20 protein-coding genes are annotated in these 18,649 nt (G+C 63.8%); 5 read left to right on the top strand and 15 right to left on the bottom strand.

The genetic code is table 11. The features are described 5' to 3' along the window. Position 1: 1 nt before the first annotated feature. Entirely contained in the window at positions 2-568 is a 567-nt protein-coding gene (locus ROSELON_RS05930; protein WP_025311511.1) for a hemerythrin domain-containing protein, read from the bottom strand. 56 nt (positions 569-624) lie between these two features. Next, positions 625-1,542 carry an oxygen-dependent tRNA uridine(34) hydroxylase TrhO gene (gene trhO, locus ROSELON_RS05925; protein ID WP_025311510.1) on the bottom strand — a complete coding sequence of 306 codons (918 nt, stop codon included), beginning with the start codon at positions 1,540-1,542 and terminating at the stop codon, positions 625-627. Between the two features lie 70 nt (positions 1,543-1,612). On the opposite strand from trhO, the gene pncA reads away from it, so the two are divergent. After that, positions 1,613-2,218, top strand: coding sequence for a bifunctional nicotinamidase/pyrazinamidase (gene pncA, locus ROSELON_RS05920; protein WP_025311509.1), 606 nt, complete (start codon positions 1,613-1,615; stop codon positions 2,216-2,218). An 11-nt stretch (positions 2,219-2,229) separates the two neighbouring features. Continuing rightward, a complete protein-coding gene (locus ROSELON_RS05915) occupies positions 2,230-2,988 on the top strand; it encodes a DUF6782 family putative metallopeptidase (protein WP_025311508.1) in 759 nt (252 codons plus the stop codon). Here ROSELON_RS05915 and ROSELON_RS05910 read toward each other — a convergent pair. Both ROSELON_RS05910 and ROSELON_RS05905 read right to left on the bottom strand, forming a co-directional pair. After that, complete coding sequence (locus tag ROSELON_RS05910) at positions 2,985-3,644, bottom strand: MarC family protein (RefSeq protein ID WP_025311507.1); 660 nt, start codon at positions 3,642-3,644, stop codon at positions 2,985-2,987. The genes ROSELON_RS05915 and ROSELON_RS05910 overlap by 4 nt on opposite strands. Positions 3,645-3,692: 48 nt before the next feature. After that, a complete protein-coding gene (locus ROSELON_RS05905; protein WP_025311506.1) occupies positions 3,693-4,820 on the bottom strand; it encodes a THUMP domain-containing class I SAM-dependent RNA methyltransferase in 1,128 nt (375 codons plus the stop codon). Between the two features lie 258 nt (positions 4,821-5,078). Here ROSELON_RS05905 and ROSELON_RS05900 point away from each other — a divergent pair, with 258 nt between their 5' ends. Both ROSELON_RS05900 and pncB read left to right on the top strand, forming a co-directional pair. Next, complete coding sequence (locus tag ROSELON_RS05900) at positions 5,079-5,471, top strand: potassium channel family protein (RefSeq protein WP_025311505.1); 393 nt, start codon at positions 5,079-5,081, stop codon at positions 5,469-5,471. Between the two features lie 64 nt (positions 5,472-5,535). Further along, positions 5,536-6,828: a nicotinate phosphoribosyltransferase gene (gene pncB, locus ROSELON_RS05895; RefSeq protein WP_025311504.1), complete on the top strand. Its 1,293-nt coding sequence runs from the start codon at positions 5,536-5,538 to the stop codon at positions 6,826-6,828. On the opposite strand, the gene ROSELON_RS05890 is transcribed toward pncB, so the two are convergent. From ROSELON_RS05890 to dapA, 9 genes are all read right to left on the bottom strand, one after another. Beyond that, a complete protein-coding gene (locus ROSELON_RS05890) occupies positions 6,825-8,750 on the bottom strand; it encodes an NACHT domain-containing protein (RefSeq protein ID WP_025311503.1) in 1,926 nt (641 codons plus the stop codon). The genes pncB and ROSELON_RS05890 overlap by 4 nt on opposite strands. Before the next feature lie 76 nt (positions 8,751-8,826). After that, complete coding sequence (arfB, locus tag ROSELON_RS05885; RefSeq protein ID WP_025311502.1) at positions 8,827-9,243, bottom strand: alternative ribosome rescue aminoacyl-tRNA hydrolase ArfB; 417 nt, start codon at positions 9,241-9,243, stop codon at positions 8,827-8,829. A gap of 322 nt (positions 9,244-9,565) precedes the next feature. Then, entirely contained in the window at positions 9,566-10,189 is a 624-nt protein-coding gene (locus ROSELON_RS05880; protein WP_025311501.1) for a queuosine precursor transporter, read from the bottom strand. 89 nt (positions 10,190-10,278) lie between these two features. Continuing rightward, positions 10,279-11,463: an amino acid aminotransferase gene (locus ROSELON_RS05875; protein WP_025311500.1), complete on the bottom strand. Its 1,185-nt coding sequence runs from the start codon at positions 11,461-11,463 to the stop codon at positions 10,279-10,281. A gap of 9 nt (positions 11,464-11,472) precedes the next feature. Further along, positions 11,473-12,042, bottom strand: a complete 570-nt coding sequence (locus ROSELON_RS05870; RefSeq protein WP_025311499.1) for a GNAT family N-acetyltransferase — start codon at positions 12,040-12,042, stop codon at positions 11,473-11,475. Then, positions 12,039-12,902, bottom strand: a complete 864-nt coding sequence (gene sseA, locus ROSELON_RS05865) for a 3-mercaptopyruvate sulfurtransferase (RefSeq protein WP_025311498.1) — start codon at positions 12,900-12,902, stop codon at positions 12,039-12,041. Before sseA ends, ROSELON_RS05870 begins: the two co-directional genes overlap by 4 nt. A gap of 79 nt (positions 12,903-12,981) precedes the next feature. After that, the gene (gene smpB / locus ROSELON_RS05860) at positions 12,982-13,458 is read right to left on the bottom strand and encodes an SsrA-binding protein SmpB (RefSeq protein WP_025311497.1); all 477 of its coding nucleotides are present in this window, start codon (positions 13,456-13,458) and stop codon (positions 12,982-12,984) included. Positions 13,459-13,477: 19 nt separating this feature from the next. After that, entirely contained in the window at positions 13,478-13,966 is a 489-nt protein-coding gene (gene tsaA / locus ROSELON_RS05855) for a tRNA (N6-threonylcarbamoyladenosine(37)-N6)-methyltransferase TrmO (RefSeq protein WP_025311496.1), read from the bottom strand. Position 13,967: 1 nt separating this feature from the next. Beyond that, positions 13,968-14,840, bottom strand: coding sequence for a 4-hydroxy-tetrahydrodipicolinate synthase (gene dapA, locus ROSELON_RS05850; protein WP_025311495.1), 873 nt, complete (start codon positions 14,838-14,840; stop codon positions 13,968-13,970). 159 nt (positions 14,841-14,999) lie between these two features. Between dapA and ROSELON_RS05845 the strand changes: the two genes are divergently transcribed. Beyond that, entirely contained in the window at positions 15,000-16,952 is a 1,953-nt protein-coding gene (locus ROSELON_RS05845; RefSeq protein WP_025311494.1) for a lytic transglycosylase domain-containing protein, read from the top strand. Between the two features lie 95 nt (positions 16,953-17,047). On the opposite strand, the gene ROSELON_RS05840 is transcribed toward ROSELON_RS05845, so the two are convergent. After that, positions 17,048-17,923, bottom strand: a complete 876-nt coding sequence (locus ROSELON_RS05840) for a DMT family transporter (protein ID WP_025311493.1) — start codon at positions 17,921-17,923, stop codon at positions 17,048-17,050. Further along, positions 17,920-18,597 (bottom strand): tRNA (5-methylaminomethyl-2-thiouridine)(34)-methyltransferase MnmD, encoded by a 678-nt coding sequence (gene mnmD / locus ROSELON_RS05835; RefSeq protein ID WP_025311492.1) that lies wholly within the window; start codon positions 18,595-18,597, stop codon positions 17,920-17,922. Before mnmD ends, ROSELON_RS05840 begins: the two co-directional genes overlap by 4 nt. Positions 18,598-18,649 lie beyond the last annotated feature (52 nt).

Below are 18,649 nucleotides of genomic sequence, written 5' to 3'. Positions count from 1 at the left end.
ATCAGCCCAATCCAGCCGCGCCGTATTTAAGGATAACGGGCACGATCAGGTCTTCCTCATCCTCAAGGTGCCGCCCGATCAGCCGGTCAAGCTCGATCAACCCGGCGTGCAGCGCCCCGGCCGGTGTGCGCGCATCGGCCCCGCCGACGCCTCGGATCGCGCCGTTCGCCTGTTCGACGAACCGGTTCAGGATCCCGTCGAGCGCATGATGATCCGCGTCCAGCAGGTCGAACCCCGCCTCGATCCGCGCATCCTTTTCGCGCAGAACCGGGAAATAGTGGTGATCCTCGATATGGTGATGCCCGTGCAATTGCTGCACGAAGACGCCGCCATAGCGCCCGATGCCCCGTGCGAAATCCTGCGGGTCACGTGCGCCGGTCAGAAACCCCTCGGTCTCGGCCCGCATATGCGCCATCAACTGGCGGAACATCATGTGCCGCTCCAGCCAGAAACTGACCAGACCGTGGAAATTCGGGTCCGCATCCCACGCTTCGCGCGGGACCTCCTGCAGCAGGACCTGAAGGGCATCAGGCAGCCCTAAACGGGTATCGAGGGACAGATCACGCATGCGCCTGAGCTAGACGGCCACGGGGCGACCGCAACGCACACATCCTGTGCGCGCGTTCACTCGGGCCGCGCATCCGCCCCGATATGCGCCGCGCCGCGCGCCTCGGCCAGTTGCATCTGGCGCTGACGCTCGCGGAACCGGGCGCGGTCGGCCTCGGAATACGCGTCCACGCATTGGTGGCACTGCACGCCCTCTTCATACTCGGGCCGCGCCGTATCGGCCTCGGCCAAGGGCCGCCGACAGGCCCGACAAAGCGTGTAGGGCAGTTGCGCCAAGCCATGGCCCACGGCCACGCGCTCGTCGAAAACGAAACACCCGCCCCGCCAAAGGCTTTCTGCCTCCGGCACCTCTTCGAGGTATTTCAGGATCCCGCCCTTGAGGTGGTAGACCTCATCTATCCCCTCCTGTTTCAGGAAGGCCGTCGATTTCTCGCACCGGATGCCACCGGTGCAGAACATCGCGATGCGCTTGTTGTGAAAACGGTGCTTGTTTTCCGCCCACCAGGCCGGGAAATCGCGGAATTTGTCCGTCGCGGGGTCGACCGCACCCGCGAACGTGCCGATGGCGACCTCGTAATCGTTGCGCGTGTCGATCACGGCGACATCGGGCGAAGAGATCAAGTCGTTCCAGTCCGCCGGGTCTACATAGGCCCCGACCGCGCCCAACGGGTCCACATCGGGCTGGCCCATCGTCACGATCTCGCGCTTCAGCCGCACCTTCATCCGGCCAAAGGGCATCTCGGCGGCGGTCGATTCCTTCCACTCCAGCTCGGCGCATCCGGGCAGCGCGCGGATATGCGCGAGCACCGCGTCGATCCCGGCGCGCGGCCCCGCTATGGTCCCGTTGATCCCCTCGCGCGCCAACAACAACGTACCGCGCACGCCATTCGCCTCGCAAACGGCGCTCAACGGCCCGCGCAGCACGGCAGGGTCAGGGAAGGGGGTGAACTGGTAGAGGGCGGCGACAATCATCATGCCCGCCAGATACGTCGTTGCATGCCCGCGCTCAAGGCGTAGGCTGGCCAAACCTGACAGGAGGCTCAAGATGCGCGACGCCACCCATGCCCTGATCGTCATCGACGTGCAAAACGACTTCTGCCCCGGCGGCGCACTGGCCGTGCCGGGGGGCGATCAGATCGTGCCCGGCATCAATTCCCTGATGGAGAAGTTTCCCGCCGTGATCCTGACGCAGGATTGGCACCCGGCAGATCACTCCAGCTTCGCCAGCCAGCACCCCGGCGCAGCGCCGATGGACATGACCGAAATGCCCTATGGTCCACAGGTCCTGTGGCCCGACCATTGCGTGCAGGGCACGAAAGGCGCGGCGTTCCATGACGATCTGAACACAACCCGCGCCGACCTGATCCTCCGCAAGGGGTTCCGGCGCAAGATCGACAGCTACTCCGCCTTTTTCGAGAACGACCAGACCACGCCCACGGGGCTCGAGGGCTACCTGCGCACGCGCGGGATCGACCACCTGACCATGGTGGGCCTGGCCACCGATTTCTGCGTGAACTTCTCGGCCGTCGATGCCGCGAAACTGGGCTTCGCGGTCGAGGTGCGGGGCGACCTCTGCCGCGCCATCGACCTGAACGGGTCACTGGCGGCGGCGCGCGACGGCATGGCCGCGGCCGGTGTCACTGTGACCTGAGCCTTCCCCGCATGTCGCTGCGCCTGATCCTCGGCCTGTGCCTCGCGCTTTGCGCCCCCCTGCCCGCCAGCGCGCAGGACTGCGTCGCGCCGCCCTATTCCGCCCCGTCCGGCAGCGCGCTCGACAGGCTGCTGTCGCGCGCCCTGCCCGTCATCGCCGGCTATCCCTCGCTGCAACGGGCGCTTCAGGCCGAGGGCCCGACGATCTGCCTGGCCGCCGATATCGGCGTGGCCATGGGATATTACGAGCCATCCACAAACACCGTGATGGTCGATGCTGCGTTGAACGCGGATCTGCAGGTGGTGATCCTCGCCCACGAGATCCGCCATGTCGAACAATTCGGGCGCGGCATCTGCCCCCATGATGGGCTGTCGATGCGCGAATATGCCCGCGCCACCTGGGCGATCGAGGCCGACGCCATGACCATCACCCTGATCGTGGCCTGGGCCCTGCGCGAGGGCGGCGCCCCCGGCCCGTGGCAGGCCCTGGCCGACCTGCCCCGCTACGCCGACATGACCAGCGCCTTCGCCGCCGGCATGGCCGACCACGGCGATCTGTTCACCGCCAGCGAGGCCGCCTTCACCCTGTGGTACGAGAACGAAAGCCGCCGCCAGGATTACTACATCGCCAGTTGCAGCGCCTATCTCGACCGACTCGACGCAACTCACGCCCTGCCGCGTTATGAAACCCTGCGCGATGATTTTTTCGACCAGCTCTGCGTCCTGCCCGATGGCACGCCCTTCAGCTGCGATGAACCGGCCCTGCCCTAACCGCCCAGGCCCGGCGCGGGTGCCGTGATCTGCAACAGACCCAGCGCCTCCAACCCGCCCAGAACCGAGTCGACCGCGACAGTGGCCAGGATGATCCCCATGACCCGGCTGATGACGCTTGCGCCCGTCGTCCCGATGACCCGCACAAGGTAGGGCGCGGCCAACAGGATCAGCAAGGTGATCAACAGCACCAGCACCAGCAACCCGGCCGTCACCACCTGGTCCGAGACCGGGTTGGTGTGATTGTCCGTCAGGATCACGATGGCCAGCATCGCCCCCGGCGACGCGATGGATGGCATGGCCAGCGGAAAGACCGCCCCGGCCAGATGGTCGCGCTCGGCCTCTTCGATCTCGCGCGTGGATTTCGACTCGCCAAAGATCATGGACATGGCGAACAGGAACAGGACCAGCCCCCCGGCCACCTGGAACGAGCCCAGCCGCAACCCCAGCGATTCCAGCAGGATCTGACCGCCCACCAGAAACGCCAGCAGCACCAGCGCGGCCACCAACACCGCGCGGATCGCAAAGCGTCGATGCAGGTGACGCGGGACCGAAGCCGTGGCGAACAGGAACACGGGCAACGACCCGATCGGGTCGATCACCACGAAAAGCGTGATGAACTCACGCAACAGGGTCGGCCAGTCGAGGCTTGGCATGCGGTCAGCTCTCCTGGGTCGGGGCGGCGCCTGCCCCGGTCTAACGGCTCAGATGCGCCCGCGCCACAGGGTCACCTTGGTGCCCGAATGATCGATCGGCCCGAACGGGTCCAGCGCCAACTCCGTCGCCTTGGCCAAGCCCCCGTCGCTGGTGACGATCCCGACGGACCAGCCCGCGAAGCGCTCGGCCAGCACCTGCCCCAGCGCGCCATAAAGCCCGAACAGCAGTTTCCGGTCCCCGATCCGCCCGCCATAGGGCGGGTTCACCAGAACGATCCCCGGCGCGACGCCCTGGGGCGGCTGCAAGTCGCTGATCGCCTGCCGCTCGAACCGGCACAAATCGGCCACGCCCGCCCGCTCGGCATTCTCGCGCGCGCCGCGGATCGCCCCGTCATTGCGGTCAAATCCCAGGAACCGCCCTGCCCCATCTTTATCCTGCAAATATGCCTGCACGGCCTCGGCCACGGGCCAATCATCCGCCGCTGACAGAGCCTCGCCCCGCACAAGCCCGTGATAGGCAAAGCTGCGCGAGCGCCCCGGCACCAGCCCGGCCGCGATCTCGGCCGCCTCCAGCACAATCGTCCCCGACCCGCACATTGGGTCCACCACCGCCTGGCTGCCGTCAAAGCCCATTTCCCACAGGAACGCCGCGGCCATCGTTTCGCGCAGCGGCGCCTTACCGACGAAGGTCTTGTGCCCGCGCCGGTGCAGCGCCTCACCCGTCGTATCCAGGCTGATCGTGCACAGGTCATCGTCGATCCGCACCTTCACCACGATCCCGGCGTCTTTCGCCACCGGCACGCCTGCCGCCTCGATCGCGCCGCTGACCCGCTGAACGGCGGCCTTGTTGACGTAGATCTTCGAGCGTCGACAGGTCGCCTCGACCCGCACGGGGACGTCAGGCCGCAGCCACGCGCGCCACGCCACCTTGCGCGCCCGCTTGTCCAGCTGCGCCAGGTGCATCGCCCGGAACGCGGCCACGCGCATCAACACCCGCACGGCACAGAGCATCTGCCGGTTGGCGCGCGCGGCCTCCTCCAGCCCGCCAGCCACCTCGACGCCGCCCGCCACGCGCCGCACGCCGGCAAAGCCCAGCCGCCGTGCCTCGTCCTCCAGCGCGCCTTCCAGCCCCGGCACGCCGACGAGGAACAAACCATTTTCGTTCGATTGGCTCATGAGCACGCCTTATCTTGCGCCACTCCGTTTGACGAGGCTTCGCAGAGATTGAGATATCATTGCAATGACGTAAGCTGGTGCAGCTCACTGAGGCGCGCGCATGACCAGACAACATCCCGTCACGTACCTGATGTGGGGCCTGCTTGCCCTCGGTGCTGCGGCTAGGTACTGATTTCTCAACGGACGCCACCGCGGCCTGTCGGCCACGATCGCCCGCATGGCGAACGGCCGCTTCGGCCCGCGTCCACCCGAGGCAAGGTGACCCTGTCCGGCCAGATCCTCGCAGGGCTGGCGGTCTTCGTGATCGCTTGCCTTCTCCACCTGCTGGTGCTGTTGCGGCTGTCGCGTGTCGTCGTCGCCACCCCGGCCATGCGCCTTGCCCTCGCCGCGCGGCTTTTTCTCGTCATCGCGGGGTCGCACACGCTGCAGGTGGCGCTTTGGGCCATCCTGATCGTCGTCTTCGACGGGTTGCCCCGGTTCGGGGATGCGCTCTACTTTTCGCTCGTGACCTACACCACGCTCGGCTATGGCGACGTGACCCTGCCCAATGGGCTGCCCATCTTCGGCGCCATCTCGGCCATGGCCGGCATCCTGACCTTCGGGATGAGCACGGCGCTTCTCGTGTCGCTCTTTGCGCGCGTCCGGCACTGACGGGGCCTTGCATCCAACCCGCGCCCTTTGCTCTAACCGTCTCCAATCAGCCGGAGACGCCCCCATGGTCGATATCGCCACCCGTGTCTACAATCACAAATGGAAGATCGACCCGATCGTCCGGTCGCTCATCGACACGGATTTCTACAAACTGCTGATGTGCCAGTCGGTGTTCCGCAACCGCCGCCACACGCAGGTCACCTTTTCGCTCATCAACCGCACCACGCGCATTCCGCTGGCCCACCTGATCGACGAGGGCGAGTTGCGCGAACAACTCGACCACATCCGCACCCTGCGCCTGAAGCGCGGCGAAAGCACCTGGATGCGCGGCAACACCTTCTACGGCAAACGCCAGATGTTCACGCCCGAATTCATGGACTGGTTCGAAAACCTGCAACTGCCGCCCTACCACCTCGAACGCATTGGCGACCAGTACGAGCTGACCTTCGAAGGCCTCTGGCCCGAGGTCATGCTGTGGGAAATCCCCGCGCTTGCCGTGTTGATGGAGCTGCGCAGCCGCGCCGTCCTCGCCCATATGGGCAAGTTCGAGCTTCAGGTGCTCTACGCCCGCGCCATGACGAAGCTCTGGGAAAAGGTCGACCGCCTGCGCGCCATCGACGGGCTGCGCATCGCCGATTTCGGCACCCGCCGCCGCCATTCCTTCCTGTGGCAGGACTGGGCCGTGCAAGCCATGTCCGAGGGGTTGGGCGACGCCTTCACCGGCACCTCCAACTGCCTCATCGCGAAAAACCGCGACCTCGAGGCGATCGGCACCAACGCCCATGAACTGCCCATGGTCTATGCCGCGCTGGCCGATAGCGACGCCGACCTCGCCCGCGCCCCCTATGACGTGCTGTCCGATTGGCACGAGGAGCATTCGGGCAACCTGCGCATCATCCTGCCCGACACCTACGGCACCGAGGGCTTCCTCGCCCACGCGCCCGACTGGCTGACGCAATGGACAGGCATCCGCATCGACAGCGGCGACCCCGCCAAGGGGGCCGAGATCGCCATCGCCTGGTGGAAATCCCGAGGCGAGGACCCGCGCGAGAAACTGGTGATCTTCTCCGACGGTCTGGACGTGGACAAGATCGAAGAGCTTCACGCCCAATTCGCCGGCCGCGTGCGGGTCAGCTTTGGCTGGGGCACGCTTTTGACGAATGATTTCCGGGGGTTGGTACCAGATGACGCACTTGCGCCGTTTTCACTGGTCTGCAAGGCTGTCAGCGCCAATGGCCGCCCGACGGTGAAGCTGTCGGACAACCCCGAGAAGGCCATGGGGCCGGAAGACGAGATCGCCCGGTACAAGAGAGTGTTCGGCGTGGGCGAGCAGGAACGCGTTGAAGTGGTGGTCTAGGCTAAACCGAGAATATCATCAATTGAAGCTGATTTTTCCTCTCTATCTTTCTCAAGCTCACCGACAAAATTGCCAATCGCCTGAAATATTTCCCCAACATCAGTACGAATCTGATTGAACAAGACGTCAGAAGAGTCAAGAAAATCGCTTCGGATACTAGCCACTTGATCAATCGCCAGCTTTTCCTGGCCTATATTTCGAACGCTTAATTTAAAATTACCATCCTCAAAGCTTATTGAGATACGCACGACGATCTCAGTGGAGTTCTGTGGCGCAGCCTTTCGTATGGCGCTTCTTAAGAAGTCATAAAAGATTTTATGCATCACGCTCACCGCAGAGCCATACGGCCAGTCGGAGCGAAGCCTTTGACACGCATCAATGAAATCAAGCATACCAGACGCATCGTGCGCAGGTTGAAATTCAATATTCATTAAACCAGAAACAGACTCTCTCACTAAAAACTCATAACGAACCTCCGAATAAATATCACCCAAGAATTCAACTCCAGTCTTGGCCAATTTTAACTTATCATGGAACTCGTGGAAACGCGAAACCCTTGGCTCAAAATATGCGTCAAAAGTGAGTTCCGGGTGTAGCTCAAAACACATAAGAAAGACATTGTCCCTAAGTCGCTTTGAGAAAACGTCTAAAAACTTTTCAGCCTTCCCTGAGACCACGTGCATCGCACACTCGGCAGCAAAGTACTCTTGGAAAGACCTATGGACGAATACATACTTAAGTCCGTCGCGCTGAAGCAAGTTTACCGACTCGCAAAAGTCCAATCTGACGTCTTCGATTTCGGCAAGGAATTTATGGTAGCGCAGCGCCTTACCAATATATTTTCGCAGCTCTGAATCGTTAAACTCTAAGACTGAATCGTAATACGATAGAAGCGCAAAAGTAGAGAAAACCACCCGAAACTCGTCCACAGAAAGGGCGCGATCCCTTTGGAATGAGTCCTTTGTGGCATCATGCCAAGTAAGAAGAGTTTGGAACGCACTATCATAAAAGCCTGTGAGCTTACTTGGTATGGTTGCGTTTTCGTTGAATGTCATTAGCATCATTACCGCAAGGAGCGGACTTGAAAGAAAGCTCTTGTGTTGCTGGTAAAAATCCTCATCAAGAGCCTCAAGAAACTTCTTTTTTACCTTCGTATCGAATCTTATCTTTTCAATCAGCTCGCGCACCTCCTCAATACTTAGGGGCGCGACTGTATACACCTCAAAGTCACTCCAAGAAGAAAATCTATCGTCTTCTCGGCCCGACACCAAAAAGCTACAGTCTCGATAACTGTCGGCTAGTTCGATAATTTGCCGCTCTACAATTCTTCTCTTGTCGCGAACCACCTCATCAAAGCCATCAAAAATGAATGAAAAGCGCCCCCTCTCACAGAGCTTTTCAAAGACACCGTTTGTAAGTACGCTTTCAGCTTGCAACTCAGACCGGCAGAAGGACTTCACGTTTATTGTTTGAAGATCATTCAAGCGGCGCAGTTCGACAAAAACTGGAATTTTTTCCTTTTTTTGTTTTAGAAGGCTTACCCAAAGGTGTTTAAGGAAGACAGTTTTTCCGGAACCCCCATTACCCTTGACAATCACTCGCTGCCCATTAACAAAGTTTGTTACAAGCTCCTTTTCCGAAAATCGTTCCTTGTCAAAAAAATCCTCCCCCACCTCAAAACTTGACTCAACGTAAATATCAAAAAGAGAAACTGGTGCGTTTTTTGAATGAAGAGTTCTTATTTGAGTGTTCTTCGCATACATGTGAGAGCAATATCTCTCAAAACCCTCTATGAACTGGGCTCTGCCAAGGCTGAGCTTGTCATTCAGACTGTCAAAAATGGCGCCTAGTCCATCCTTGATCAACTGTGCCGCTGCCTGTGCGGCAATTTCCTTAGTCTCTTGCTCCACTTTTGCCACCATAGCCTTAGGATCTTCATTTAACAAAATAATATACTCGGAGTTAAGCGCAACCGTTCGGTGTTTCACCGATATTTTTTCACTTCACCTTCCCCCGCAACGCCTTCACCTCGGCGCGTTTCTTCTTCGCCTCCACCCGCTTGCGCTTTTGGTTCAGCGACACGCGCGTCTTGATCCGGGGTTTGGGCCGCACCGTCGCCTGACGGATCAGCGCCGCCAGACGCTCGCGCGCGATCTCGCGGTTGCGCGCCTGTGACCGTTCCTCGGTCACCTGGATCACCACCGCGCCCTCTTTCGTCCAGCGCCGTCCGGCCAGCCGTTGCAGCCGCCGCTTGACCGGGTCGGGCAGGTTGGGCGAGCGCGCGGCCTCGAACCGCAGTTCCACCGCGCTCGACACCTTGTTGACGTTCTGGCCGCCCGGCCCGCCCGCGCGGATGAACTGTTCGATGATCTCCCAATCCTCGATCTGGATCGTGTCGGTGATGGTCAGGGGCATCGGGGCCTCCGGGACGGTGCGGGCGCGCGTATGTACAGGGTGTGTACAGCCTGTGTACCGGGTGTGACGCGCGGATTCAGCCCGGCAAAGCGAAAAAGGGCCGCGTCTTGCGACACGGCCCTTTCGAGAAATCCGGAGGTGGGGTGCGGTTAGGACACGCCCACTTGAGAGGGGGTTTCGCCCCCAAGGGTTGCCTTAAAGGCGCACCTCCCAAGCTGTCCCGACCCACTTCTCCAATGCTTCTCTAGACACTGGATCACCTCCTTTCACTACGTTGCTGTTGAGCTCAGCCTGCCACAGATTTCGTGGTTGTCAAAACTTTTTACGCAACCTGTGCCATCAAACGGCGCGTAATCAGGCGAAACGGCACCAGCGCGATCAAGGCGAGGGCAAGTTTGACACCCCAGTCCGCGATGGCCAGCGACACCCAAAGCGGGGCCTCGGGGCCTGCGCCCAGGATCGGCAGAACCTCCGCCGCCCAGGACACGTCATTGGCGGGTTCAAGGAAGGTCAGGCTGGCCGAGAACGCGATACTGAAGAACAGCGCCGTATCGACGGACGAGCCGATAACGCTAGAGAAAACAGGCGCTTGCCACCATTTCCCGCCGCGAAGACGGTCGAAGATGGCGACGTCCAGCAGCTGCGCGGTGAGGAAGGCAAGCCCACTGCCCAGCGCGATGCGCAGCGTCACCAGCGGGCCAAACTCGCCCATGATCTGCGTGCCGATCAGCGAACAGGCGACGCCGGTCAGAAAGCCAACGAAAACAACGCGCCGCGCGGCTTGCACACCGTACACGCGGTTCATGATATCGGTGACGAGAAAGGCCAGCGGGTAAGTGAACGCGCCACAAGTCAGCCATTGGCCGAAGAGGAACTGAACAAGGATATTCGACGCGACGACAATCGCCGCCATGGCAAGAATACCAGGAAGGTAACGGGAGGTCATGTTGTGATCCGTTTTTACAAGGTGCTCGGAGACTTGGCCCCACAGGGGACAGCGGCCCCCTTACGCCCCTGGAAACGGTCTGACAAGCCCTAGGCCAACACCTGTGCGATGGCGCGGGCGACCCGCGGGATGGTTTCCGCCGTCAGCCCCGCCACGTTCATCCGCCCGTCCGAGACAAGGTAGATGGCGTGATCCTCGCGCAGTTGCGCCACCTGCGCCTCGGTCACCGGCAGGAGAGAGAACATCCCACGTTGCGCCGCGACGAAGCCGAAGCGGTCAGATCCCGTCTCGGCCCGCAGCGCCTCGGCCAAGGTACGGCGGTTGGCGGTCATGCGGGTCCGCATCGCGTCGAGTTCTGCGCGCCACTGGGCGGTCAACTCGGCATCGGTCAGGATCGTCTCGACCACCCGCGCGCCGTGATCGGGCGGAAACGCATAGGATTGCCGGTTGAGATGCGCCAGCATCGCGGCGGCGGCTGCGCGTGCCTGACCGAGGTCGGTCACGGCGAGGACGATGCCCACCCGTTCGCGGTAGAGGCCGAAATTCTTCGAGCAACTGGCCGCGATCAGCATCTCGGGCACGCGCGCGGCCAGCGACCGCAGGCCTGCCGCGTCCTCGTCCAGCCCGTCGCCAAAGCCTTGATAGGCGATATCCACAAAAGGAATGGCGCCGGTCGCCGCGAACACGTCCGCCAGATCGACCCAATCCGGCGCGGCCAGGTCGGCGCCGGTCGGGTTGTGGCAGCAACCATGGAGCAGAACGATGTCGCCCCGTTTGGCGCCCGCCAGATCGGCCAGCATTCCGTCGCGGTCGACCCCGCCGGCGTCGACATCGTAGTAGCGGTAATCAACCTGCGTCAGCCCTAGATGCCCAATGATCGCGGCATGGTTGGGCCAGCTTGGGCTGGGCACCCAGATACGCGCCTGAGGCGTCAGGCGTTGCACCATTTCCAACACTTGCCGAATGGCCCCGGTGCCCCCCGGTGTTGCGCAGGCGGCGACCCGTTCGGGCGTGACCGCATCGCCCAGGATCAGACCGCGCATCGCGGCATGGAAGCCGGCATCACCGGCCAGCGCGACGTAGCCCTTGCTCTCCTGCGCTTGCAGGATCCGTGCCTCGGCGGCCTTGACGGCGGCCATGACCGGGGTGCGCCCGCCCTCGGTGCGGTAGACGCCGACGCCGAGATCGACCTTTTCGGGCCGGGCATCGGCGGCATAAAGGCCCATGATATCGATGATCCTGTCCTGTGGCGGCGGGGTCAGCGTCTCGAACATGAAGGTGCCTCAGGCGGGGTGGCGGGACGTGTCCCGGTCGCGCACAAGGGTGCGGGTGCAATCCTCGGTGCGGATCGGGCGAAAACCCACCTTCTTGTACAGGTCCAGGGCGCGTGGGTGGTCCAGCGTGCAGGTGTTCACGGTCATGCGCAGGACACCGGGCAAGGACCAGCCCATGGCGATCGCGGTTTTCAGCAGCACGCCCCCAAGACCGCGCCCGACCGCCTCGGGCACCATGCCGAAATAGGCCAGATCGCAGGTGCCCGGCTGCCGCGCATCGAGTTGAAAGAACCCCTGCGGCCAGCCATCGGCCAGCGCGGTCCAGAGCATGACATCAGGGTCGGCCACGAACGAGGCCAGCGCGGCGGGGGTCTGCTCGGCCTGATCGAACCGGTCGCGCCATTCGTAGTCGCGGCCCACGGCGTCATAGAGCGACAGGAAATACCAGACCGGCGGGTTGATCGCTCGCTCCAGCCGGACCCCCTCGGGCAAGGCCGGGACGGGCCAATCGGGCCTGTCGGTCATCTCGAGATAGGTGATCGTATAGGCAACCTCGGTTCCCGCCGGGATGACGCTCATCCGGTTTCGACCTTGAGTTGGTCGAACTGGCCCCATTCCGACCATGACCCGTCGTAAAGCGCCACGTCGCCATTGCCCAGACGCGCAAGCCCCAGCATCAGGATCGCGGCGGTGACGCCCGAGCCACAGGTGGTGATCGTGCGCTTTTCGATATCCACGCCCCCGGCCTCGAAGGCGGCGCGCAAGGCGTCCCCATCCTTGAGGGTGCCGTCCTCGTTCAGGAGGCTGGCGTAATGCACGCCGAGCGAATTGGGGATGCGTCCCGACCGCAGCCCTTCCCGAACCTCGGGCTCGGTGCCGCGGAAACGCCCCTCGGAGCGGGCATCAACGATCTGCCAATCCCCCAGTTTGGAGGCGGCCGCGACCTGCGTGACATCTTTTACAAGATGGGCCTGCCGTTGCGCGGTAAAGTGACGATCCCGGATGATCGGGGCCATGTCCTCGATCGGGCGGCCCTCGGCCTGCCATTTGGGCAGGCCGCCGTCCAAGACCGCGACATCCGTCTTGCCCATCAGGCGGAAATTCCACCACGCACGCGCCGCCGAAAACAGGCCGACCGCGTCATAGACGACAATCTGGTGCCCGTCGCCAACACCGAGCGACCGCATGCGGCTCATGAATTTTTCGGGGGGGGCGGCCATGTGGGGCAGGTCGCTGCGGGCATCGGCGATATCGTCGATATCGAAGAACCGCGCGCCCGGAATATGGGCCGCGTCATACTCGGCCTTCGCGTCGCGCCCCATTTCGGGCAGATAATAGGATGCATCGAGGATGCGCAGATCCGGATCGTCCAGATGCGCGGCCAGCCACTCGGTCGAAACCAGGGTCTTGGGGTCGTCCCCCGTGATCGGCTTGCCCATATCGGCCCTCGTCGCTTTGATCCTCACCTGGGAATAGGCGTAAGCGGCAAGGCGCATTTCCGCAAGGGGACGCCGCGCCTCAGCCGTTCTGCTTGAGCAGACGCTGTTTCTGCCGCTGCCAATCGCGCTTGGCGCTGGTTTCGCGCTTGTCAGCGGTTTTCTTGCCCTTGGCGATGCCGATCTTCATCTTGGCGATGCCCTTGTGGTTGAAATACAGCACCAGGGGAACCAACGTCATGCCCTGCCGCTGCGTGGCATTCCACAGCTTGGACAATTCCTTTTTCGACGCGAGCAGTTTGCGGCGGCGTTTTTCTTCGTGGCCGAAGGTCTTGGCCTGCACATAAGGCGCGACGTAGCTGTTGATCAGCCACAACTCTCCGTCTTCGACATTGGCGTAGCTTTCGGCGATGTTGGCCCCGCCCTCGCGCAGGCTTTTGACCTCGGACCCTTCCAGAACGATCCCCACCTCGAGATCGTCCTCGATGGCGTAATCGTAGCGTGCGCGCCGGTTTTCGGCGACGACCTTGTAATTCGGGGTGTCGGGTTTCTTGGCCATGGGAGGCGGATATAAGCGTTCAGCCCTCGGGCTGCCAGCCCGGCGGCACATCAACCGTCGGAATCCATGGCTTGATGTCCAGAACCGGCGTGCCGTCGAAGGCGTCCGTGGCGTCTATCCCGATCACCCCGGTGGCGCGGTCGAGCGAGGTGATCACCACCGTCCCAAGCGCGATCGGGTTGGGGCGTACCGGGCTGCGGATCGCGAACACCCCGCGCGCGCCGTCGGCATGGCGCGGGTTCTGCACGATCAGACGGCGTTCACCGCGATCGACCCAGTACATCACCTGGATCGCGCGCCCGACCTCGAGGCCCAGCAGTCCCCCGACATAATCCGGCAACAGCTCGATCCGCGCTGCCTCGCCGCTTTCGCGCGCGGTGCGCAGGTTGCGCGGCGCGTTGCCCTGCGACCAGGTCGACCGGATATGCCCGATGAAGGTGACGCCGGCCTCGGCGCGGTCGGCCGGATCGAAGGTCAGCGCGACCTCGCCCGCGCGGCGCGCGGCCACCCTAGCTGATGATCCCGGCATAGCGCATGGCCGCCTGGATCTTTTGCTTGGTAGTGTCATCCAGGCCCGTCAGGGGCAGGCGCACCTCGTCCGAACACTTGCCGAGGACCGAAAGGCCATATTTCGCGCCACACACGCCCGGTTCGGCAAAGATCGCCTCGTGCAGGGGCATCAGCTTGTCCTGGTAGTCCAGCGCCGTGGCATAGTCACCGGCCAGCGTCGCCTCTTGCATCTGGGCACAAAGCGTCGGGGCGACATTGGCCGTGACGCTGATGCATCCGCGACCGCCCTGGGCGTTGAAGCCGATGGCCGTCGCATCTTCACCCGACAGTTGGACGAAATCGGTACCGCAGGCGATGCGCTGCTTGGGCACGCGGGCCAGATCGCCGGTCGCGTCCTTGACGCCCACGATGTTCGGCAGCTTGGCCAATTCGCCCATGGTCGCGGGGACCATGTCGACCACCGAGCGCGGCGGGATGTTGTAGATGATGATCGGGATACCGATCTCGTTCAGCGCGCTGAAATGGGCGATCAGGCCCTTTTGCGTGGGCTTGTTGTAATAGGGGGTGACGACGAGGGCCGCGTCTGCGCCGACCGCCTTGGCATGCTCGACAAAGCGGATGGCCTCGACCGTATTGTTCGAGCCTGCCCCCGCGATCACGGGTACCCGGCCGGCAGCGGCCTGCACCACGGCCTCGATCACCTGCTCATGCTCGTCATGGGACAAGGTGGGCGACTCGCCCGTGGTGCCCACCGGCACCAGACCGTGCGACCCTTCGGCGATCTGCCATTCGGCCAGCGCTTTGAGCGCCTCGAAATCCACCTTGCCGTCCGTGAACGGGGTGACGAGGGCGGGCATCGAGCCTTTGAACATCGCGCAGGTCCTTTTCCTGATCGCGGGCCGCGTGGCTGCGGCCCTTGTCGAATTGCGGCGGAACCTACCCCTGCCGCCTGCAAATGCCAAGTTCTTGAGTTGCATGAAAGACACGCGCCGCCCATCCTGACAGGAAGGCAAACCAGACCGGAGGGGCCGATGCGCCGTCTGCTAAGTACGATCGGCACAGCCATTTTTGCGGCGCTCGCGCCACCGCCCGCAAGCGCGACGCCCGAAGCGCTGGGATTGGCGCTCGATGCCTTGGCGCAAGGCGATCTGACCCTGGCCGCCGAGGCGACCGGCGCGATCGACGATCCCATCGCGCTGGACGTGGTCGAGTGGACACGACTGCGCCGCGGCGGGGCCGCGTTCGACGACTACATCGCCTTTCTCGATCGCAACGCGGATTGGCCCGGATTGCCCTATCTGCGCACGCGTGGCGAATCCTCCATCCCGGTCGGGGCCGAGCCGACCCAGGTGATCGCCTATTTCGAGCCTCAACTCCCGCAAACCGGGGGTGGCGCCCTTGCCCTGGCGCGGGCCCTCAGCGCGCAGGGCGACACCGATGCGGCCGAGGCCGAGGCCATCCGCGCCTGGACGACCCTGACCCTGAGCAGCGGCACCGCCGGCGATCTGCGCGCGGCCTTTGGCGATGTTCTCAATAGCGGCGATCTGCATATTCGGCGCCTCGACCATCTGTTGTGGGAAGGGGCCGAGGATCGGGCCCGTGCCATGTACCCCCTAGTGCCCGATGCCTGGCGCGCGCTGGCCGACGCGCGGTTGGCGCTGCGCGAACGGCGCCCCGGCGTCGACGATCTGATCGAGGCCGTTCCGGCCGATCTGAGCGACCATCCCGGGCTGGCGTTCGAACGCTTCCTGTGGCGCGTCCGGTCGGGGTTCTGGGATACGGCGGGCGCGTTGATGCTGGAATACTCGACCTCGGCCGAGGCCCTGGGCCGACCGGCGGCATGGGCCGACCGGCGCGCCGATCTGGCCCGCGATGTCGCCCGCGAGGGGCAGTTCGGGCTGTGTTACGACTATGCGGCCAATCATTTCGTCGCCCGCGATGATGACTATTTGGCCTTTGCCGATCTTGAATGGATCGCCGGGTATTGCGCCCTGCGCGACGGCAGGCCCGACATCGCCGTCGGCCATTTCGAGGCGTTTCGCGACACCGTCTTTTCGCCCATTTCGGCCGGTCGGGCCGGCTACTGGCTGGGCCGCGCGCATGAGGCGCGCGGCGATGCCGAGGCGGCGGGTTTGGCCTATGCCCTTGGCGCGCGCAACCAGTCCAGCTTTTACGGGCAACTCGCGGCCGAACGCGGCGGCCTGCCGGTCGATCCGGCCTTTCTGGCCGATACCGACTACGGCGATTGGCGCGCGGCCGATTTCACGAACTCGACCGTGTTTCATGCAGCGCTCTTGTTGTACGAGGCCGGTCAGCGCAACCTGGCCGAACGCTTCCTGACCCATCTGACCGAAAGCCTGACCCGCGACGAGGCCGGCATGCTGGGCGATTTCGCGCTCGACCTGGGCGACCCGCATCTGGCCCTCAAGATCGCCAAGCGCGCCGCCCAGAGCGGATTCGAGATCATGCGCGCCTATTACCCCATCGCGGATCTGGAAGGCGTCGACTTGCCGGCGCCCCAGGCCTTTGCCCTGTCGATCGCCCGCCGCGAATCGGAATTCGACCCCGATGTCGTCAGTTTTGCGGGGGCCATCGGGTTGATGCAGGTGATGCCGGGAACAGGGGCCGATACCGCGCGCCTTTTGGGACTGCCCTTCTCCGAGGCCCGGCTGCGCACCGACCCGGCCTATAACGTGCTGTTGGGCAGCACCTATATCGCAGGGCTGATCGACAGCTATGGCGGCAATCCGGTGCTGGTCTCGGCCGGCTACAACGCGGGCCCCGGCCGCGCCAACCAGTGGATCGAGCGGTTTGGCGATCCGCGCGGGCTGGACCAGGACGCCATCGTGGATTGGATCGAGGCGATCCCCTTCACCGAAACGCGCAACTACATCATGCGCGTGACCGAAAGCCTGCCGATCTACGAGGCGCAATTGACCGGCGTGCTGCCCACGCTTGGTCTGTCCGAACGGCTGGCCCGGTAGCGGCCCCGGCGGCGCATGCCGCCAGGCGCGGGCGATCGCCCCAACGGGGCGTGAGGCCGCGCCTTCCCCGGGCGACGTCGAAGACGGCGCAAACCCTAGTCTCGCAGTTCCTTCTGCCGCTGCCGCCACAAGGTGAACAGCCCGGCCGAAACGACCAGACCCGCCCCGATCACCACATTCGTCTCCAGCGTTTCGCCGAACACCAGCAAGCCGAGGGCCGAGGCAAAGACCAGTTGCAGATAGGCAAAGGGCTGCACGGCGCTGGCCTCGGCCAGTTCATAGGTCTTGATCAGCAGGAAATGCCCGCCCGCCCCCGTGACGCAGAGCAGGGCCATCCAGCCCCAGTCCGGGGCGCTCATCGGTTCCCAGAACCACAGGCCGACGGCGGTCATCACCACGGCCCCGGTCGTTCCCGTCCAGAAAAAGCTCGTCGCCGCCGAGTCCTTGCGCGCGACATAGCGGGTCAGCAACCCGTAGAGCGCAAACATGAAGGCCGCGGCCAAGGGGATCAGCGCCTCGATCTGGAACACCCGCATCCCCGGCTGCAGAATGATCAGCACGCCCACGAACCCGACCGCGATGGCCGCCCACCGGCGCCAGCCCACCCTTTCGCCCAGAACCGGGCCCGAAAGGGCGGCGATCAACAGCGGGTAGGAGGTGAACACCGCATGGCTTTCGATCAGGCCCAGCAGAACAAAGGCCAGGATCATCACGCAGATCTCGGTGGCCAGCAGCACCCCGCGAAACGCCTGCACAAGTGGCTGCTCGGTCGCCGCCGCCGCGCGCAGGCCACCGGCCTTGCGCACCGCCACCGCGATGACGAAGGCGGCAAAGAACCAGTACCGGATCATCACGACCATCAGCACGTTGTATTCGCCGGCGAGGTGGCGGCTGATCCCGTCCTGCATCGCAAAGACGAAGGTCGTGGCCACCATCAGCCAGATGCCCAGGCGCGTGTTGTCCGCGCTCATGGCCGCACCCCGACACTCATGTGCCGCTTGCGCCCGTAGCCGGGCCGCCGCTCGATGACAAAACCCGCCTCGGCCAAGGCACGGCGTACGGCCCCGGCGGCGGAATAGGTGGCGCATGTCCCCCCGGGCGCGGTGTGGTCGAACACGGCCTGCATCAGTGGGGGCTCCCAAAGCTCGGGGTTCTTGGCGGGGGAAAACCCGTCGAGGAACCATGCATCCGCCCCCCCGCCCCAGCTGGGCAGCGTATCGCGCGCGTCGCCGCGCACCAGCGTGAAATCCAGCATGAGCGTTTCGATCCGGCCCGATCCCGCCAGCGCCTCGGCGATCAGGGGGGCCAGGGGTGCGGCCTCGGGGAAATGGGAAAGCGCGCGCAGCGCCTCCTCCGGCGCAACCGGAAACGCCTCGAAACTGGTAAAGCGCAGCGGATCGGCGCGACCGTCCGCCACCCAGGCCGCATGCGCCGCGACAAGGTTCAATCCCGTCCCGAACCCCAGTTCGGCCACGCGAAATCCGGGCCGAAACCTTGCGGGCAGGTCATTGCCGGCCAAAAAGACATGGCGCGTCTCGTCCAGGCCGTTGTCCAACGAATAGAACGGGTCATCGAACCGCGTCGAGATCGGCACCCCTCCGCGCCAGTCCAGCCCGTGACCTTGCGTTCTCTGGTTCTCCGCCATCGGTTCCCCTACACCCCGCGCCAACGCGCGCGAGAGTTAACCGAACGGAGGC

The organism is Roseibacterium elongatum DSM 19469 (assembly GCF_000590925.1).
Lineage (GTDB): Bacteria > Pseudomonadota > Alphaproteobacteria > Rhodobacterales > Rhodobacteraceae > Roseibacterium > Roseibacterium elongatum.
The sequence above is the reverse complement of the archived record's forward strand: the minus strand, read 5'-3'. Positions and strand labels throughout refer to the sequence as shown.

What these genes read in the sequence shown, in the direction of transcription:
- mnmD (WP_025311492.1), bottom strand. Translation starts at nt 18,597, where the DNA reads ATGGCGGAGAACCAGAGAACGCAAGGTCACGGGCTGGACTGGCGCGGA.
- ROSELON_RS05890 (WP_025311503.1), bottom strand. Translation starts at nt 8,750, where the DNA reads ATGGTGGCAAAAGTGGAGCAAGAGACTAAGGAAATTGCCGCACAGGCA.
- ROSELON_RS05880 (WP_025311501.1), bottom strand. Translation starts at nt 10,189, where the DNA reads ATGACCTCCCGTTACCTTCCTGGTATTCTTGCCATGGCGGCGATTGTC.
- smpB (WP_025311497.1), bottom strand. Translation starts at nt 13,458, where the DNA reads ATGGCCAAGAAACCCGACACCCCGAATTACAAGGTCGTCGCCGAAAAC.
- ROSELON_RS05905 (WP_025311506.1), bottom strand. Translation starts at nt 4,820, where the DNA reads ATGAGCCAATCGAACGAAAATGGTTTGTTCCTCGTCGGCGTGCCGGGG.
- ROSELON_RS05930 (WP_025311511.1), bottom strand. Translation starts at nt 568, where the DNA reads ATGCGTGATCTGTCCCTCGATACCCGTTTAGGGCTGCCTGATGCCCTT.
- pncA (WP_025311509.1), top strand. Translation starts at nt 1,613, where the DNA reads ATGCGCGACGCCACCCATGCCCTGATCGTCATCGACGTGCAAAACGAC.
- ROSELON_RS05915 (WP_025311508.1), top strand. Translation starts at nt 2,230, where the DNA reads ATGTCGCTGCGCCTGATCCTCGGCCTGTGCCTCGCGCTTTGCGCCCCC.
- ROSELON_RS05875 (WP_025311500.1), bottom strand. Translation starts at nt 11,463, where the DNA reads ATGTTCGAGACGCTGACCCCGCCGCCACAGGACAGGATCATCGATATC.
- sseA (WP_025311498.1), bottom strand. Translation starts at nt 12,902, where the DNA reads ATGGGCAAGCCGATCACGGGGGACGACCCCAAGACCCTGGTTTCGACC.
- ROSELON_RS05870 (WP_025311499.1), bottom strand. Translation starts at nt 12,042, where the DNA reads ATGAGCGTCATCCCGGCGGGAACCGAGGTTGCCTATACGATCACCTAT.
- pncB (WP_025311504.1), top strand. Translation starts at nt 5,536, where the DNA reads ATGGTCGATATCGCCACCCGTGTCTACAATCACAAATGGAAGATCGAC.
- ROSELON_RS05845 (WP_025311494.1), top strand. Translation starts at nt 15,000, where the DNA reads ATGCGCCGTCTGCTAAGTACGATCGGCACAGCCATTTTTGCGGCGCTC.
- dapA (WP_025311495.1), bottom strand. Translation starts at nt 14,840, where the DNA reads ATGTTCAAAGGCTCGATGCCCGCCCTCGTCACCCCGTTCACGGACGGC.
- arfB (WP_025311502.1), bottom strand. Translation starts at nt 9,243, where the DNA reads ATGCCCCTGACCATCACCGACACGATCCAGATCGAGGATTGGGAGATC.
- trhO (WP_025311510.1), bottom strand. Translation starts at nt 1,542, where the DNA reads ATGATGATTGTCGCCGCCCTCTACCAGTTCACCCCCTTCCCTGACCCT.
- ROSELON_RS05910 (WP_025311507.1), bottom strand. Translation starts at nt 3,644, where the DNA reads ATGCCAAGCCTCGACTGGCCGACCCTGTTGCGTGAGTTCATCACGCTT.
- ROSELON_RS05840 (WP_025311493.1), bottom strand. Translation starts at nt 17,923, where the DNA reads ATGAGCGCGGACAACACGCGCCTGGGCATCTGGCTGATGGTGGCCACG.